Annotated in this window: 14 protein-coding genes and 1 tRNA gene; 5 read left to right on the forward strand and 10 right to left on the reverse strand. The window is 62.1% G+C overall.

Annotated elements, in window-relative coordinates:
* Window positions 1-15: 15 nt before the first annotated feature.
* Both queC and ACLEJR_RS09410 read left to right on the forward strand, forming a co-directional pair.
* Window positions 16-690: a 7-cyano-7-deazaguanine synthase QueC gene (gene queC / locus ACLEJR_RS09405; RefSeq protein WP_440813607.1), complete on the forward strand. Its 675-nt coding sequence runs from the start codon at window positions 16-18 to the stop codon at window positions 688-690.
* A gap of 63 nt (window positions 691-753) precedes the next feature.
* Window positions 754-829: transfer RNA gene (locus ACLEJR_RS09410), tRNA-Lys, on the forward strand.
* A 126-nt stretch (window positions 830-955) separates the two neighbouring features.
* On the opposite strand, the gene ACLEJR_RS09415 is transcribed toward ACLEJR_RS09410, so the two are convergent.
* A complete protein-coding gene (locus ACLEJR_RS09415) occupies window positions 956-2,143 on the reverse strand; it encodes a cyanate transporter (RefSeq protein ID WP_440813477.1) in 1,188 nt (395 codons plus the stop codon).
* A gap of 381 nt (window positions 2,144-2,524) precedes the next feature.
* Between ACLEJR_RS09415 and nadA the strand changes: the two genes are divergently transcribed.
* Window positions 2,525-3,583 carry a quinolinate synthase NadA gene (nadA, locus tag ACLEJR_RS09420; protein ID WP_440799165.1) on the forward strand — a complete coding sequence of 353 codons (1,059 nt, stop codon included), beginning with the start codon at window positions 2,525-2,527 and terminating at the stop codon, window positions 3,581-3,583.
* A 201-nt stretch (window positions 3,584-3,784) separates the two neighbouring features.
* On the opposite strand, the gene ACLEJR_RS09425 is transcribed toward nadA, so the two are convergent.
* From ACLEJR_RS09425 to ACLEJR_RS09460, 8 genes are all read right to left on the reverse strand, one after another.
* A complete protein-coding gene (locus ACLEJR_RS09425; RefSeq protein WP_440799163.1) occupies window positions 3,785-4,273 on the reverse strand; it encodes an RDD family protein in 489 nt (162 codons plus the stop codon).
* Between the two features lie 93 nt (window positions 4,274-4,366).
* A complete protein-coding gene (locus ACLEJR_RS09430; protein WP_440799161.1) occupies window positions 4,367-4,579 on the reverse strand; it encodes a cold-shock protein in 213 nt (70 codons plus the stop codon).
* A gap of 395 nt (window positions 4,580-4,974) precedes the next feature.
* Window positions 4,975-6,099 (reverse strand): glycine cleavage system aminomethyltransferase GcvT, encoded by a 1,125-nt coding sequence (gene gcvT / locus ACLEJR_RS09435; protein ID WP_440813480.1) that lies wholly within the window; start codon window positions 6,097-6,099, stop codon window positions 4,975-4,977.
* Window positions 6,100-6,130: 31 nt separating this feature from the next.
* On the reverse strand, window positions 6,131-7,507 hold the full coding sequence (locus tag ACLEJR_RS09440) for an L-serine ammonia-lyase (RefSeq protein ID WP_440799157.1): 1,377 nt from the start codon (window positions 7,505-7,507) through the stop codon (window positions 6,131-6,133).
* Window positions 7,508-7,711: 204 nt separating this feature from the next.
* A complete protein-coding gene (gene gcvP, locus ACLEJR_RS09445; protein ID WP_440813482.1) occupies window positions 7,712-10,561 on the reverse strand; it encodes an aminomethyl-transferring glycine dehydrogenase in 2,850 nt (949 codons plus the stop codon).
* Window positions 10,562-10,572: 11 nt separating this feature from the next.
* A complete protein-coding gene (gene gcvH / locus ACLEJR_RS09450) occupies window positions 10,573-10,956 on the reverse strand; it encodes a glycine cleavage system protein GcvH (RefSeq protein ID WP_440799153.1) in 384 nt (127 codons plus the stop codon).
* 340 nt (window positions 10,957-11,296) lie between these two features.
* Window positions 11,297-12,805: a sigma-54-dependent transcriptional regulator gene (locus tag ACLEJR_RS09455; protein WP_440799151.1), complete on the reverse strand. Its 1,509-nt coding sequence runs from the start codon at window positions 12,803-12,805 to the stop codon at window positions 11,297-11,299.
* Between the two features lie 203 nt (window positions 12,806-13,008).
* Window positions 13,009-13,914 (reverse strand): LysR family transcriptional regulator, encoded by a 906-nt coding sequence (locus ACLEJR_RS09460; protein WP_440799150.1) that lies wholly within the window; start codon window positions 13,912-13,914, stop codon window positions 13,009-13,011.
* A 106-nt stretch (window positions 13,915-14,020) separates the two neighbouring features.
* Here ACLEJR_RS09460 and ACLEJR_RS09465 point away from each other — a divergent pair, with 106 nt between their 5' ends.
* Together ACLEJR_RS09465 and ACLEJR_RS09470 are read left to right on the forward strand one after the other, a co-directional pair.
* Window positions 14,021-14,899, forward strand: coding sequence for an MBL fold metallo-hydrolase (locus ACLEJR_RS09465; RefSeq protein WP_440799148.1), 879 nt, complete (start codon window positions 14,021-14,023; stop codon window positions 14,897-14,899).
* Window positions 14,900-15,093: 194 nt separating this feature from the next.
* Complete coding sequence (locus tag ACLEJR_RS09470; RefSeq protein WP_440799146.1) at window positions 15,094-15,708, forward strand: NAD(P)-dependent oxidoreductase; 615 nt, start codon at window positions 15,094-15,096, stop codon at window positions 15,706-15,708.
* Between the two features lie 189 nt (window positions 15,709-15,897).
* Here ACLEJR_RS09470 and ACLEJR_RS09475 read toward each other — a convergent pair whose 3' ends face one another.
* Window positions 15,898-16,227 (reverse strand): GlpM family protein, encoded by a 330-nt coding sequence (locus tag ACLEJR_RS09475; protein ID WP_440813609.1) that lies wholly within the window; start codon window positions 16,225-16,227, stop codon window positions 15,898-15,900.
* Window positions 16,228-16,235: the final 8 nt, after the last annotated feature.

Below are 16,235 nucleotides of genomic sequence, written 5' to 3' on the forward strand. Positions count from 1 at the left end.
ACTGAGCAATCGAACATGGTAGAGAAACGTGCGGTCATCCTGCTGTCCGGCGGCCTGGATTCGGCCACGGTCGTGGCCATGGCCCGCGCCGAGGGCTACCGCTGCTACACCATGAGTTTCGACTATGGCCAGCGGCACCGCGCCGAACTGCGAGCCGCCGAGCGCGTGGCCCTTGACTTGGGCGTTGTGGAGCATAAGGTAATCGGCCTGAATCTCAACGGCATCGGCGGTTCGGCCCTGACCGACAGTTCCATCGACGTACCCGAGGCGCCGAGCGAAGGCATCCCGGTGACTTATGTGCCGGCACGCAACACCGTGTTCCTGTCCCTGGCCTTGGGCTGGGCCGAAGTCCTGGGTGCCCGTGACATCTTCATCGGGGTCAATGCGGTGGATTATTCAGGCTACCCGGACTGCCGCCCGGAGTTCGTCGAAGCGTTCGAGCGCATGGCCAATCTGGCGACCAAGGCCGGCGTAGAGGGTCAGGGGTTCCGTATCCAGGCTCCATTGCAGAATCTGAGCAAGGCCGCCATCGTCAAGGCGGGCGTGAAGCTTGGCGTGGACTATGGGCTGACTGTTTCCTGCTACCAGGCCGACGATCAGGGCCGCGCTTGCGGCAAGTGCGACAGCTGCCGCCTGCGTGCTGAAGGCTTCGCAGCGGCGGGCGTGAGCGATCCAACCCCTTATTTTTGATTTATTTCAAATTAAGTGTTGAATAGTCCTTAGAAATCAGTATTATACGCGCCACCACACAGCGGGTCGTTAGCTCAGTTGGTAGAGCAGTTGGCTTTTAACCAATTGGTCGTAGGTTCGAATCCCACACGACCCACCATTTTTAGCAGTTTTAAAAGTCTGGAAGGCCCACGAAAGTGAGGATTTCCAGATTTTTTTTTTGCCTGTGGAAAAGTGGCCGGCGAACCCGCAGCTTGCTCGATGGCTCCGGGGATGAATGTCTGAATCACTGGATGTGTTGCGCGTAGCGCTTCGGGTTGAACCGCATCACCATCAGCATCATTAACGCCATGACCGCGGTAAGCGACCACCAGGCCCACTCGAAGCTTCCCAGCTGGTCGCGAATCGATCCGGCAATCAACGGCGAAAGTCCGGCGATCAGATAGCCGATCCCTTGCACGAACGCCGTCAGGCCGCCGGCCCTGCGCGGGTTATCCAGATGGTCCAGCGACACGATCAGGCTCATCGGGAACAGCCCGCCAATACCTAGCCCCAACAGGCACGGCCACAGCAGGCTCAGGCGTTCCGGGCTGAGGATCAGGCCGCAGAAGCCCGTCATGATCAAAACCAGCAGGACTGTCAGGACCAGGCGTTTATCCCGGCTTCGGTTGGCAAGCGCCGGGGTGACCAGGCCGGACAGCACCTCCATCGCCGTAAGAAACCCCAGCATTAAGCCCGCGTGCTGTTCACTCCAGCCTTTTTCCACATAGTAGGGCGCCAGCCAGGCCAGTACGCAGGTGTAGGAAGCAGTGCCCAAGCCGAAGAATGTCGCCAGTAGCCAGGCCCGGGCGTTGCTGGAAAACGCTTCGTGATGCCGGGACGCTGTTTCGGGCAAGGGCGTGATGTTCGAGCGCTGGGCGTACCAGCAGCCCAAGGCAACCAGCGCCAACAATGCCCAGATCGCCAGGCCGGCGCGCCAACTGCCAGTCTGCGTCAGGACAAAGGGTGAAAACGATGCGGCAATCGCCGCCCCGCCCATGATGGAGGTGACGTACAAGCCCATGAACAGAGAGACGTTGTCGGCGAAGCGCGACTTGATCAGTGCCGGCATCACAGCCTGAATCAAGGCGATCCCGAGCCCGGCCACGATCGCACTGGCGATCAACCCGACGGTGCTGTCCAGGTACAAGCGCGAGGCCGTGGCGATGCCAATGATCAACAGCGACAGCACGATGGTGCGGTGTTCGCCGACGCGCAGGGCGATGCGCATGCCCAGGAACATCGCCAGGCCCATCGCCATGACCGGCAACATGGTCAGCAGCGAGGCGGTACTGAAATTCAACGACACCTCGCCGCGAATGGCCGACAACAACGGCCCGACCGCCGCCATCGAGGGCCGCAGGTTCAGCGCCACCAGAACGATGCTGACCATCAGCCAGATGGCGTGGGTGGTTGAGGTTCGAATGTTTTCCATGACAGGGCCTTGGTTGGATAAAGCCCCATTTAGGCCAGGGCGCCTTGCGATGGGCAAACTGAAAACTGGTGAGGCCTATTTAATAATCAAATGCGGCTCGCTGCTGTGGCGAGGCGATCAATCCCCTCGCCACACTGGCGTTCGCCGCCTGTCCTGTTTATTCCGTCCCCGGGCTTAGTGACCCCGGTGGAGCAGGCGAACCCCAGCCTGGCCGGACGCAGGTCAGAATGATCTTTTGCATCGAGGGGATATTCTGTAGCCTTGCCGGCTTGACGCTGTCCCGTGCCTGATTGATCCCCATTGTCCCGGCGGTACCCGAGTGGTCCGGAGCCGGGTGTATACTCGACTTTCGCGCTAAACGCGCTTGCAGGTCTTGCGAACATGACGCAAATTTCCGAACGCCTTCTGGTCCAGGCCCACCTCGACGCCAAGCAGCCCAAGCCGCTGAGCGCCGAACAAGAGGCCTGGTATCGCGCCGCCATCGCCGCCGAGCTCAAGGCTCAGGACGCGGTGCTGGTTGCGCACTTCTACTGCGACCCGATCATCCAGGCCCTGGCTGAAGAGACCGGCGGCTGCGTGTCCGACTCCCTGGAAATGGCCCGTTTCGGCAACGCCCATCCGGCCAAGACCGTGGTGGTGGCCGGGGTCAGGTTCATGGGTGAGACCGCCAAGATCCTCAACCCTGAGAAACGCGTGCTGATGCCGACGCTGGAAGCCACTTGCTCCCTGGATCTGGGTTGCCCGGTGGACGAGTTCTCGGCGTTCTGCGACCAGCATCCGGAGCGCACCGTGGTGGTGTATGCCAACACCTCGGCGGCGGTCAAGGCCCGTGCCGACTGGGTGGTGACGTCCAGCTGTGCGCTGGAAATCGTCGAGAGCCTGATGGACAACGGCGAGACGATCATCTGGGGCCCGGACAAGCACCTGGGTACCTACATCCAACGCAAGACCGGTGCCGACATGTTGCTGTGGGACGGAGCCTGTATCGTCCACGAAGAGTTCAAGTCCAAGCAGCTGGAGGACATGAAGGCGCTGTACCCGGATGCCGCGATCCTGGTGCACCCGGAATCGCCGACTTCGGTGATCGAACTGGCGGACGCGGTGGGCTCCACCAGCCAACTGATCGCCGCCGCCCAGAGCCTGCCGAACAAGACGCTGATCGTCGCCACCGACCGCGGCATTTTCTACAAGATGCAGCAGCTGTGCCCGGACAAGGTCTTTATCGAAGCGCCAACCGCGGGCAACGGCGCTGCCTGTCGCAGTTGCGCGCACTGCCCGTGGATGGCGATGAATACCCTGGAACGTACCCTTAAGAGCTTGCAGGAGGGCGCCAATGAAATCTTCGTCGACCCGGCGCTGATTCCCCAGGCTATCCGCCCGCTCAAGCGCATGCTGGATTTTACCCAGGCGGCGCGGATGAAATTGGCGGGTAACGCCTGATCGACAAGCTTCGGGACCGCAAAGGTCTCAAGGCCTATGAAACCCCTGTGGCGAGGGAGCTTGCTCCCGCTGGGCTGCGCAGCAGCCCCTCTCTCCGGTGCTGGGTTACTTGAACGCGCATAAGCATTTGCGACTGCTGCGCAGTCGAGCGGGAGCAAGCTCCCTCGCCACGGGGTTCATCATCGGCCGCCCAGGCTGGCCTCACTTGGTCTTCTTCGGAATCCGCACCAGCTGAGTATCCGAATAGATGTCATGCCAGCTGCGCTTGCGCTTGTCGAACAGCGCCCAGATGAAGCCCAGCCCCACCAGCAGCAATGACGCAATCGACACCACGAAGCGCAACAGCGCCTGCCACAGGCTGATGGCCGTGCCATCGGCGTTCTGTACGCGGATGCACCACACCTGCATGCCCAGGGTCTGGCCGTTGTGGGTCCAGAACTTGGCGAAGAAGCCGAACAATACGAACAGCAGCACGGTAGACAGCAGCGGGTCACCGTCCAGCGCGCCGGACTCGGTCAGGGCGCGCATTCTTTCTTCGCCGATGATTGCCATCTGGATCATCTTGTACGCGCCACTGGTGACGATCAACAGCGCCGTACACAGTAGAAAGTCATAGAACATCGCTGCGAGGCGACGGCCCATGCCGACGGGGGGGAAATCGCCCTGTGGGGTGAGCAAGTGTTTCGGCATGACGGCCTCGGACAAAAAGAAGCCCATTCTACGGATTTACGCCCATAAAAAAGCCCCTGATATCAATCAGGGGCTTTTTCGTTCGCGAAAGCCTCAGGCTTCAGCTTGTACTTCGTCAGCCTGCATACCTTTCTGGCCTTGCACCGCAACGAAAGTGACCTTCTGGCCTTCTTTCAGGGTCTTGAAGCCGTTGCCCTGGATCGCGCGAAAGTGCACGAACAGATCCGGACCGCTTTCAGGAGTGATAAAACCAAAACCTTTCTCGTCGTTGAACCACTTGACGGTACCGCTCTGACGTTGGGACATTTTCTTATTTCCTTTGACGCTAAAATTGATGACAGCCTCTTTCGCCTGAAAGAGTACTGGGGCTGGGTTGCAGGAAAGTAAGAGACGTCGAGCGGGATGTAGCGAACTTCATAAGCTACTGCCCAGGTCACGATTCCAAGCGACCCATGCAAACACAGTGACCAAACTCTACGCCAACCATGAACAAAAAAACAACCCCCCTGAAGGGCCCGTATTTGCTCAGCTTGACGGCATTTCAAACGTTTCGCTGGACTTGGCTTATACGATACCGGAACTCAATAAGTAGTGAACGGTATAAGGCTCGTTCAATTACCTGAAGATGCACCTTTTTATGGCGGTTGCGTTACACATTAGTGCACGTATAACGCGACCGCGTTACTTATAGAAACAGTCAATCAACCACGGTAGTAGCGTTGTGGAACGAATGGCGTTTTGCTTACAAGTAAAGGCACCTTTTTCCCACGCACAATCGCCCAGACCGGCGTATCCAATGCGACATATGCACTGTTCAGATAACCCATCGCCAATGGACCGCCGAGCGTCGGGCCGAAGCCGCCGCTGCAAACTGCCCCGATAATCTCACCCGCTTCGTTGACGATCTCCGCGCATTCGCGCACCGGTGTGCGTTCCTGGGGCAGCAGGCCGACGCGTTTGCGGTTCACGCCGTTCTGTTGCTGGGCAAATACCGTCTCGGCGCCGGGGAAACCACCGGCGCGGGCACCGTCGGCACGTCGCACCTTGGAAATGGCCCACAGCAGGCTGGCCTCGACGGGTGTGGTGTCGGCATTCATGTCGTGGCCGTAGAGGCACAGGCCGGCTTCCAGGCGCAATGAGTCACGGGCGCCCAGGCCGATGGCCGCGACTTCGGGCTCGGCGAGCAGGGCACGAGCAAGTTTTTCCGCCTCGACGGCAGGCACGGATATCTCGAAACCGTCTTCGCCGGTGTAGCCGGAGCGGCTGACGAAGCAGTCCACGCCCAGCAGGGAGACGCGCTGGAATTGCATGAAGGTCATCTTCGCCACATCGGGTGCCAGGCGCGCCAGTACGGTGACGGCGGCCGGGCCTTGCAGGGCGAGCAGGGCGCGGGCTTCGAACAGCGGCTCGATGTTGCACTGCTCGCCAATATGCGTACGCAGGTGCGCCAGGTCCTGCTCCTTGCAGGCTGCGTTGACCACCAGGAACAGCTCGTCATTGCCCAGGTTGGCGACCATCAGGTCGTCGAGGATGCCGCCGTTCTCGTTGGTGAACATGGCGTAGCGCTGCATGCCCACCGGCAGATCGATGATGTCCACCGGCACCAGGGTTTCCAGGGCCTTGGCCGCGCCGGCGCCGCTCAGGCGGATCTGGCCCATGTGGGACACGTCGAACAGCCCGGCCTGGTCGCGGGTGTGCTGGTGCTCTTTCATCACGCCCAACGGGTATTGCACCGGCATGTCATAGCCGGCGAACGGCACCATGCGGGCGCCAAGTTCAAGGTGCAGTGCGTGCAGCGGGGTTTTCAACAATGATTCGGTGGACATATCAGCTCCTGGGAAAATGAAGAGAGGCGCATCAGCATTCAATGATGTTGACCGCCAGGCCGCCGCGGGCGGTCTCCTTGTATTTGCTTTTCATGTCGGCGCCGGTCTGGCGCATGGTGCGGATGACTTTGTCGAGGGAGACGAAGTGATGACCATCGCCACGCATGGCCATGCGCACGGCATTGATGGCTTTCACCGAGCCCATGGCGTTGCGCTCGATGCACGGCACCTGGACCAGGCCGCCGATGGGGTCGCAGGTCAGGCCGAGATTGTGTTCCATGCCGATCTCGGCGGCGTTTTCCACCTGTTGCACCGTGCCGCCCAAGACTTCGCACAGGGCACCGGCGGCCATGGAACAGGCAACGCCGACCTCGCCCTGGCAACCGACTTCGGCGCCGGAGATCGAGGCGTTTTCCTTGTAGAGAATGCCGATGGCGGCGGCGGTCAGCAGGAAACGCACCACGCCATCCTCATTGGCGCCAGGGATGAAGCGCATGTAGTAATGCAGCACGGCCGGAATGATCCCCGCCGCGCCGTTGGTGGGCGCGGTGACGACCCGTCCGCCAAAGGCGTTTTCTTCGTTCACGGCCAGGGCATACAGGTTGACCCAATCCAGTACCGACAGCGGATCGCGCAGCGAAGCTTCGGGGTTCTTGCATAACTGGCGGTGCAATGCGGCGGCCCGGCGCTTGACCTTCAATCCGCCCGGCAGGATGCCTTCGTTGCGGCAGCCGGCTGCCACGCAATCCTGCATCACCTGCCAGATTTTCAGCAGGCCTGCGCGAGTCTCGGCTTCGGGGCGCCAGGCACTTTCGTTGGTCAGCATCACCTGGCTGATGGACAGGCCATAGGTGGTGCAATGGCCGAGCAGGTCCTTGGCGCTCTTGAACGGGAAGGTCAGGACCGTGGCGTCTTCGACGATACGGTCGGCACCGGCCGCGCCTTCATCGACGACGAACCCGCCCCCGATGGAGTAATACTCGCGGCTGCGCACCTGCAGCCCCGCCGCGTCGAAGGCGCGAAAGATCATGCCGTTGGGGTGAAAGGCCAGCGGCTTGCGGATCATTGCCAGGTGCAGCTTTTCATTGAATTCGATGGGGTGTTGACCGAGCAGGTTCAAGCGACCGTTGCTGCGGATGTCTTGCAGGCGGGCCGTGACGGTCTCGGTGTCCACGGTGTCCGGGTGTTCACCTTCCAGGCCCAGCAGCACGGCCTTGTCACTGCCGTGGCCCTTGCCGGTGGCACCGAGGGAGCCGTAGAGCTCGACCTTGACGCTGGTGATGGTTTCGAGCAGGTCATCCCGACGCAGCCCTTCGACGAAACGGGCAGCGGCACGCATCGGGCCGACCGTATGGGAGCTGGAAGGGCCGATACCGATCTTGAACAGGTCGAACACGCTTAACGACATGGTGTTTCTCCGGTTTCTTTTTATGGGATCGAGTTATCAAGGTGTGGCATAGCATTCCCTTGTGGGAGCGAGCCTGCTCGCGATAGCGGCGTGTCAGTCAACACATCTGTCGGCTGTCAGACCGCTATCGCGAGCAGGCTCGCTCCCACAAAGGGATATGCGGTGTTATTGAGGGAGGGGCAGGCAAGCCCGCCCCCTCTCAGATCAAGCGTAGCTTTCGATCGACGGGCAGGCGCAGACCAGGTTGCGGTCGCCGAACACGTTGTCGACCCGGCCAACCGGTGGCCAGTACTTGCTTTCGATCAACGACGCCACTGGATACACCGCTTGTTCGCGGCTGTAGGGGTGGGTCCAATCGCCGACGAGTTCCGCCGCCGTGTGCGGAGCGTTTTTCAGTGGGTTGTCGTCTTTGTCCAGGCTGCCGTTTTCCACCGCGCGGATTTCTTCGCGGATGCAGATCATGGCGTCGCAGAAACGGTCCAGCTCTTCCTTGGATTCGCTTTCGGTCGGCTCGATCATCAGCGTGCCGGCCACCGGGAACGACATGGTCGGGGCGTGGAAACCGAAGTCGATCAGGCGCTTGGCCACGTCATCGACGCTGATGCCGCTGCTGTCCTTGAGCGGACGCAGGTCAAGGATGCACTCGTGAGCCACCAGGCCGTTGCTGCCGGTGTAGAGCACCGGGTAATGCTCTTCCAGGCGGCGGGCAATGTAGTTGGCGTTGAGGATCGCCAGCTGCGAGGCGCGCTTGAGGCCGGCACCGCCCATCATGCGGATGTACATCCAGGTGATTGGCAGGATGCTGGCGCTACCGAACGGCGCCGCGCATACCGCGCCTTCCTTGCGCTCCATGTTGGCGTGGCCGGGTAGGAACGGTGCCAGGTGCGACTTGACGCCAATCGGGCCGACGCCCGGGCCGCCACCGCCGTGGGGAATGCAGAAAGTCTTGTGCAGGTTCAGGTGCGACACGTCGCCACCGAACTTGCCCGGTGCGCAGAGGCCGACCATGGCGTTCATGTTGGCGCCGTCGATGTACACCTGGCCGCCGTTATCATGAATGATGCCGCAGATTTCGCGGATGCCTTCTTCGAACACGCCGTGGGTGGACGGGTAGGTGATCATCAGCGCGGCGAGGTGTTCGCGATGCTCGATAGCCTTGGCCCGCAGGTCTTCGATGTCGACGTTGCCACGGGCATCGCAGGCCGTCACGACGACGCGCATGCCGGCCATGTTGGCGGTGGCCGGGTTGGTGCCGTGGGCCGAGGACGGGATCAGGCAGATGTCGCGACGCTCTTCGCCACGGCTCTGGTGGTAGGCGCGGATCGCCAGCAGGCCGGCGTATTCACCCTGGGAACCGGCGTTGGGTTGCAGCGACACCGCGTCGTAACCGGTGGCGGCGCAGAGCATGGCTTCCAACTCGTCGGTCAACTGTTGGTAACCGGCGCTCTGCTCGGCCGGAGCGAACGGGTGCAGCGCGCCGAATTCGGCCCAGGTCACCGGGATCATCTCGCTGGCGGCGTTGAGCTTCATGGTGCACGAACCCAGCGGGATCATGGTGCGATCCAGGGCCAGGTCCTTGTCGGCCAGCTTGCGCAGGTAGCGCATCAGCTCGGTTTCGGAGTGGTAGCGGTTGAATACCGGATGGCTGAGGATCGGCGACTGGCGTACCAGCTCGGTCGGGATGCGGCTCTGCACGCTGGCGGCGAGGGCAGCGAAATCCGGCAGGGCCTTGCCGTCGGCCAGCAGTGCCCACAGGTTTTGGATGTCGGTCTGGGTGGTGGTTTCATCCAGGGACAGACCCAGGCGTTCAGCGTCCACCGCGCGCAGGTTGATGCGCTGGGCGCGGGCCTTGTCGTGCAGGGCGGCAGTTTGCGCGCCGGTGTGCAGGGTCAGGGTGTCGAAGAAGCTGGCTTGTTCGACCTTCAAGCCCAACGCGCCGAGGCCGTTGGCGAGGATCGCGGTCAGGTGATGAATGCGGTTGGCGATCTGCACGAGGCCCTTGGGCCCGTGGTAAACGGCGTACATGCTGGCGATGTTGGCCAGCAGTACCTGGGCGGTGCAGATGTTGCTCGTGGCTTTCTCGCGGCGGATGTGTTGCTCGCGGGTCTGCATCGCCAGGCGCAGGGCCGGCTTGCCGAAGCGGTCCACGGAAACCCCCACCAGACGGCCCGGCATGTCGCGCTTGAAGGCGTCCTTGGTCGAGAAATAGGCCGCGTGCGGGCCGCCGAAGCCCAGCGGCACGCCGAAGCGCTGGGCGCTGCCGATGGCCACGTCGGCGCCGAATTCGCCTGGCGGAGTCAGCAGAGTCAGGGCCAGCAGGTCCGCCGCGACCGCCACCAGGGCATTGGCAGCGTGGAAACGTTCGGTCAGTTCACGATAGTCGAACAGATCACCGTTGCTGGCTGGATATTGCAGCAATGCACCGAAGAAGCCGTTGACGTCGCTCAGTTCGCGCTCGTCGCCCACCACCACGTCGATCCCCAGGGGCTCGGCGCGGGTGCGCAGTACGTCGAGGGTCTGCGGGTGACAGTGACGGGAGGCGAAAAAGGCGTTGCTGCCCTTGTTCTTGCTCAGGCGCTTGCAGAAGGTCATGGCTTCGGCGGCGGCGGTGGCTTCGTCCAGCAAGGATGCGTTGGCGATCGGCAGGCCGGTGAGGTCGCTGATCAGGGTCTGGAAGTTCAGCAGCGCTTCGAGACGGCCCTGGGAAATTTCTGGCTGGTATGGCGTGTAGGCGGTGTACCAGGCCGGGTTTTCCAGCAGGTTGCGCAGGATCGGAGCAGGGGTATGACAGTTGTAGTAACCCTGGCCAATGTAGGTCTTGAACAACTGATTCTTACCGGCGATGGTCTTGATCGAGGCCAAGGCATCGGCTTCGCTCTGGCCGTCGCCCATGTCCAGCACGCTGGTGCCCTTGATGCTTTCCGGGATGACGCTGGCGCTCAACGCTTCCAGAGAGTCATAGCCCAGGCGTTCGAGCATGGCTTGCTCGTCGCTGGCCCGCGGGCCGATGTGGCGGGCGATGAATTCGTTGGCGGTGCCCAGATTGATACTCATGTCGTGGCTCCTCAGGCTTCGGCGTTGGCTTTGATCAGGCGGTCGTAGGCGTCCTGATTCAACAGTTGGCCAACTTCAGCGGCATTGGCGGGCTGGAAACGGAAAAACCAGCCATCGCCCAGCGGATCTTCGTTGACCAGTTCCGGATTGCTTTCCAGGGCCGGGTTGACTTCCAGCACCTCACCGTTGAGGGGCATGTAGACGCCACTGGCGGCTTTCACCGATTCCACGGTCGCGGCTTCGGCACCCTTGTCGTAGCTTTGCAGTTCCGGTAACTGAACATAGACCACATCGCCCAAGGCGTTTTGCGCAAACGCGGTAATACCGACTGTGACGCTGCCGTCGGCTTCGGTACGCAGCCATTCGTGATCTTCAGTGAAACGCAACTCGCTCATGGAAACTCCTGGGGCCAGATTCGTCTGGTGGACGCGAAGAAAGGCGCGGGGCTTGGCCCGGCCGAATGGGGATATCCATAGCAAGAATGCGGCCAATGTCGATAAAGGCTGGTAGATCAATGGGTTGCGTTGATTCTGGGGCCGACGGATTTGCGTGGCTGTAGCGAAATCGATACAGACTGAGGACCAGATAAAATCGTTGGTGGATCAAAACCTTATCTGGCGCATGTTGGCGTTGAGTGTAGCGATATCGTTCCGCTGTAGCGCATTCAGTACAGATGGAGGTCGTTTTTGAACCGTTTCTCTAGCCCAGCACAACCCTGTGGGGGCTGCGCAGGGCTTACGGCTTGTTGGAAATCCCATACTTGCGCAACCGATGGGCAATCGCGGTGTGGGAGGTTTGCAGGCGGCTGGCGAGCTGGCGCGTGGAGGGGTAATTGACGTAGAGGCTTTCGAGAAGGTTTTTCTCGAAGGTCTCCACCGCCTGCTCCAGGCTTTCGACTTCCACATCGCCCTGACGGGCCACCGAGGTGCCGGCGATGTCCAGGTCGCCGATGTCTACCAGGCTGCTTTCGCAAATGGCGGCGGCGCGGAAGATCACGTTTTGCAACTGCCGCACGTTGCCCGGCCAGCGATTGCCCAGCAGCGCGGGGTAGGTACCGGGCGCCAGGCGGCAGACCGGACGCTGGATCTGCGCGCAGGCCTGTTGCATGAAATAGCGGGCCAGCAGCAGGATGTCCTGGCCGCGTTCACGCAGCGGCGGGACTTCGACGTTGAGCACGTTCAGGCGATAGAACAGGTCTTCGCGGAACGAGCCTTCGCTGACCATTTTTTCCAGGTTGCGGTGGGTGGCGCTGAGGATCCGCACGTTGACCTTGATTTCCCGGTCGCCGCCGACCCGGCGGAAGCTGCCATCGTTGAGAAAGCGCAGCAGCTTGGCTTGCAGGTAGGGCGACATCTCGCCGATCTCGTCGAGGAATACCGTGCCCTGGTTCGCCAGCTCCATCAGCCCGGGCTTGCCGCCCCGCTGCGCCCCGGTGAACGCACCGGGCGCATAACCGAACAGTTCGCTCTCGGCCAGGTTCTCCGGCAGTGCGGCGCAGTTCAAGGCCAGGAACGGTGCGCTGTGGCGGGCGCTGATGGCGTGGCAGGCTCGGGCCACCAGTTCCTTGCCGGTACCGGTTTCGCCTTGGATCAATAGCGGTGCGTCGAGGGCTGCGACGCGCTGGGCCCGGGCCTTGAGGGTGCGGATTGCCGGCGACTCGCCGAGCAACGCATCAAAACCTTCGGCGTGGTCGTGGTGCAGGGCCGACAAGCGTTCGCCAATGCGATTCGGCGGGTAGAGCGTCAGCAGGGCACCGGCGTCGGTAATGGGCGTGGCGTCCAGCAGCAAGGTCTGGCCGTTGAGGGTGATCTCCCGCAGCGGCAGGCGGAAACCGTTCTCCAGCAGAGCACTGAGCAGCGCTTCGTCGCCGAACAGGCTGGCCACGCTTTCCCCGGCCGGCTCGCGGCCATACAGGGCAATCAGTGCCGGGTTGGCCAGCAGTATGTTGCCGGCGCTGTCCAGGGCCAGCACCGGATCGGTCATGGCCGCCAGCAGGGCATCGAGCTGCAGGTGTCGGCGCTGGCCCGGCAGGATGTCCACTACGGTCACCGCTTGAACGCCACGTACGCTGAACAGCGCCTCGCGCAACTCGTCCAGCACCTGCGGACTGAGGGTCGGAGCGTCGATGTAGACGTTGGGCGGCACCATCTCCACCGCATCCAGATTGAGATTGCGCCCACCGAGCAACGCCAGGACTTCCTGGGTGATGCCGACGCGGTCGATGAAACTGACGTGGATACGCATGGGGCGGTTTCGGGTTCTGGAGTGCGGAGGGTGGCAAGTATGCCTTGGGGTGGGGGTTTGGTGAAATCCTGGTGCGGTATTCGAGCTCTTGCACAATCCCCTTGTGGGAGCGAGCCTGCTCGCGATAGCGGTCTGACTGTCAACATGAATGTCGACTGACACATCGCTATCGCGAGCAGGCTCGCTCCCACAGGGGGTTGGGTTTACAACCCCACATCCCACTCCGGCGTCTCGGGAAACCTCACCACCAGAAAATCCAGCAGGCTGCGCAGCGCCGAGGGCATGTGTTTGCGCGAGGCATACACCGCGTACATGTTCATCCGCCGGGGTTCGGCGTGGGGCAACAGGCGAATCAGCTCGCCGCGCTTGATGTGGGCGCCGGCCTGAAAGCTGGGCAGCATCGCCACGCCGGCGCCCGCCATCGTCGCCCGCAGCAGGGTACTGGCCTCGTTGGCGCTGATGTTGCCCTGCACCGGTACCGAGACCTGTTCGCCGTCCTGCTCGAAATGCCACAGGCTCTTGCCGACGTAGGAGTGGGTCAGGCAGTTGTGCCGGCTCAGGTCCTCCACCCGCTGCGGTGTAGGGTGTTCGCGCAGGTAGGCGGGTGAGGCGCAGATCACCGAGCGGCAGACCGAGAGGCGGCGGGCGATCAGGTTCGGGTCCAGGTCGTTGCTCATGCGGATCGCCAGGTCAATGCGTTCGTCCACCAGGTTCACGGTGCGATCGAGCATTTGCAGGTCGACGCTCACCCCAGGGTATCGCTTGACGAACTCAGCCATGGCGGCTGCCAGTTGCGTCTGGCCGAACGAGGTGCTGGCGCTGATGCGCAGCATGCCCCTTGGCGCGTCGTCCCGCGTGCTGACCGCCGCTTGCATATCACCGGACAATTCCAGCATCTGTCGGCAGCGCGGCAGGGTCTCGGTGCCGGCGGCCGTCAGGCTCAGCTTGCGCGTGGTTCGGTGCATCAGCCGGGCGCCGACCCAATCTTCCAGCTCCGCCAGGTACCGCGAGACCACCGGCCTTGAAAGGTCCAGATACTCGGCCGCCGCTGACTGGCTGCCCAGGTCCACCACCGTGACAAAGACTCGCATTGCTTGGAGACGATCCATGATTTGCCCGCTTTCAGAAACAAACTATGTTCGAGCATCGCATTTTTCAGAATCAATCGGGTAACTAAGCTCTGTCGCATTCGGACTTTGAACAACGGAGCACACCATGAGCGGATTGACCCCTTTCAAGCGCCTGCTGCTGGCGACGGCCGCATGGGCTTTCGCCGCGCACACCTGGGCGGCCGACCTGACCCTCGACGTCTATAACCCTGGCGCGGCGGCGGTGTTCCCGGTGAGCTCGGTGTTGGTCAGTGGCGAGAAGGAAGCGATCCTGGTGGACGCTCAGTTCGGCAGAACCCAGGCCGAGCAGGTGGTGGAAAAGATCCGTGCCAGCGGCAAGCGGCTGACCACGATCTACATCAGCCATGGCGATCCAGATTATTACTTTGGCCTGCAAACCCTGACCGCGGCGTTCCCCGAGGCCAAGGTCCTGGCCTCGGCACCGACCGTCGAGCACATCAAGCACACCGTCGACGGCAAGCTTAAATACTGGGGACCGGTCTTGAAGGCTGACGCGCCGGCCAAGGCCATCGTGCCTGACGTGCTCAAGGGCGACAGCCTGACGCTGGAAGGCAAACGCTTGCAGGTCATTGGTCTTGACGGCCCGCAACCGGATCGCAGCTTCGTGTGGATTCCATCGATCAAGGCCGTGGTGGGCGGGGTGGTGGTGGCCGAGAACATTCATGTGTGGATGGCCGACACCCAGACGCCGAAGTCCCATCAGGACTGGCTGGCGACCCTGGCGAGCATCGAGAAACTGCAACCGCGCACGGTGATTCCGGGCCATTACCTGGGCGAGAGCGAGCGCTCCTTGGCGCCGGTCAGATTCACCGCCGCCTACATTCAGGCCTTCGACGAAGAGACCGCCCGCGCCAAGGACTCCGCTGCGCTGATCGCCGCCATGAAGCAGCGCTACCCGGACCTGGGCGAAGACAGTTCGCTGGAGCTCAGTGCCAAGGTGGCGAAGGGGGAGATGAAATGGTGAGGGGCCGATGGTGGATGACGCTTTTGCAGCAATGAATCCGCTTGGCTGAAGAGCGTTTGTGGCGAGGGAGCTTGCTCCCGCTGGGTCGCGCGGCGGCCCACCACTTGCGACTGCTTCGCAGCCGAGCGGGAGCAAGCTCCCTCGCCACAAGGGGCTGCATGCCTGGCATCTATGAGTAATCAGAGGAGAACACCATGAGCAAAATCGCAATCATCGGCGCCACCGGTCGTGCTGGCAGCCAGCTGTTGGAAGAAGCCCTGCGTCGCGGCCACAGCGTCACGGCCATTGCCCGCAACACGGCAAAGATCGGCGACCGGGACGGGGTAGTCAGCAGGCAACTGGACGTGTTGGATAGCGAGGCATTGATCGCGGCCATCACCGGTCACGACGTGGTGATCAGCGCCGCGCACTTTTCTACCGTGCCGGCCGACAAGGTCATCGCGCCGGTGAAGGCCGCCGGCGTCAAGCGCCTGCTGGTGGTGGGCGGGGCCGGTTCGTTGTTGCTGCCGGACAACAGCCGGGTGATCGACAGCGAGGGTTTCCCCGAGGAATATCTTGCCGAAGCGACGGCCGGCGCCTTGTTCCTGGACGTGTTGCGCACGGAACAGGACCTGGACTGGACCTTCCTTTCGCCCTCGGCGGAGTTCGTCGAAACCGAGCGCACCGGCCAGTTCCGGGTCGGCAAGGATCACCTGTTGTTCGATGCCGCCGGGCGCAGTTGGATCAGCTTCGCCGACTACGCCATTGCGTTGATCGATGAGGTGGAGAAACCACAGTTCCCGCGTGCGCGGTTTACCGTGGGGTATTGAATCGAGGCTATCGTCGGATCGCCACCCGGAGCAGGCTTGCCCACAACGATGTTGTGGTGTTCTCCGGTTTATGATGAGCGCAGACCTGTGGGAGCGGGCTTGCTCGCGAAAGCGGTGTGTCAGCCAAGTGAATGTCGACTGACACCCCGCCTTCGCGAGCAAGCCCGCTCCCACAATGGGGCTTTAAACTCAGCCGTGAACCCGCACCCAGACACTCACCAGCACCGTCGCCGCCATCAACCACGCCACGGACGCTACCGCCAGCGAGGCCTCCAGCCTCATCCGGTCGACCATCACATACAACGTTGCCAGGTACACGAAATACGGGATGATCGACCACATGCCGAAAACGATGGTGGTCTTCAGGTCATCCACCGAACGGCCCTTGCCGACGATGTAATGAGCGATCAGGGCGAAGGTGGGAAACAGTGGCACCAGCCCGGCGATGTAGTAATTGCGGGTCTTGGCCAGCATGGCCAGGATGACCACTACGGCGGCGCCGAGCGCCGCCTTGAATATCAAGTCCA

The sequence above is a fragment of the Pseudomonas sp. SMN5 genome (assembly GCF_052041925.1).
Classification (GTDB): Bacteria; Pseudomonadota; Gammaproteobacteria; order Pseudomonadales; family Pseudomonadaceae; genus Aquipseudomonas.

Excerpts from the sequence above, each read along its gene's own strand:
- queC (WP_440813607.1), top strand. The coding sequence starts at position 16 with ATGGTAGAGAAACGTGCGGTCATCCTGCTGTCCGGCGGCCTGGATTCG.
- ACLEJR_RS09415 (WP_440813477.1), bottom strand. The coding sequence starts at position 2,143 with ATGGAAAACATTCGAACCTCAACCACCCACGCCATCTGGCTGATGGTC.
- nadA (WP_440799165.1), top strand. The coding sequence starts at position 2,525 with ATGACGCAAATTTCCGAACGCCTTCTGGTCCAGGCCCACCTCGACGCC.
- ACLEJR_RS09425 (WP_440799163.1), bottom strand. The coding sequence starts at position 4,273 with ATGCCGAAACACTTGCTCACCCCACAGGGCGATTTCCCCCCCGTCGGC.
- ACLEJR_RS09430 (WP_440799161.1), bottom strand. The coding sequence starts at position 4,579 with ATGTCCCAACGTCAGAGCGGTACCGTCAAGTGGTTCAACGACGAGAAA.
- gcvT (WP_440813480.1), bottom strand. The coding sequence starts at position 6,099 with ATGTCCACCGAATCATTGTTGAAAACCCCGCTGCACGCACTGCACCTT.
- ACLEJR_RS09440 (WP_440799157.1), bottom strand. The coding sequence starts at position 7,507 with ATGTCGTTAAGCGTGTTCGACCTGTTCAAGATCGGTATCGGCCCTTCC.
- gcvP (WP_440813482.1), bottom strand. The coding sequence starts at position 10,561 with ATGAGTATCAATCTGGGCACCGCCAACGAATTCATCGCCCGCCACATC.
- gcvH (WP_440799153.1), bottom strand. The coding sequence starts at position 10,956 with ATGAGCGAGTTGCGTTTCACTGAAGATCACGAATGGCTGCGTACCGAA.
- ACLEJR_RS09455 (WP_440799151.1), bottom strand. The coding sequence starts at position 12,805 with ATGCGTATCCACGTCAGTTTCATCGACCGCGTCGGCATCACCCAGGAA.
- ACLEJR_RS09460 (WP_440799150.1), bottom strand. The coding sequence starts at position 13,914 with ATGGATCGTCTCCAAGCAATGCGAGTCTTTGTCACGGTGGTGGACCTG.
- ACLEJR_RS09465 (WP_440799148.1), top strand. The coding sequence starts at position 14,021 with ATGAGCGGATTGACCCCTTTCAAGCGCCTGCTGCTGGCGACGGCCGCA.
- ACLEJR_RS09470 (WP_440799146.1), top strand. The coding sequence starts at position 15,094 with ATGAGCAAAATCGCAATCATCGGCGCCACCGGTCGTGCTGGCAGCCAG.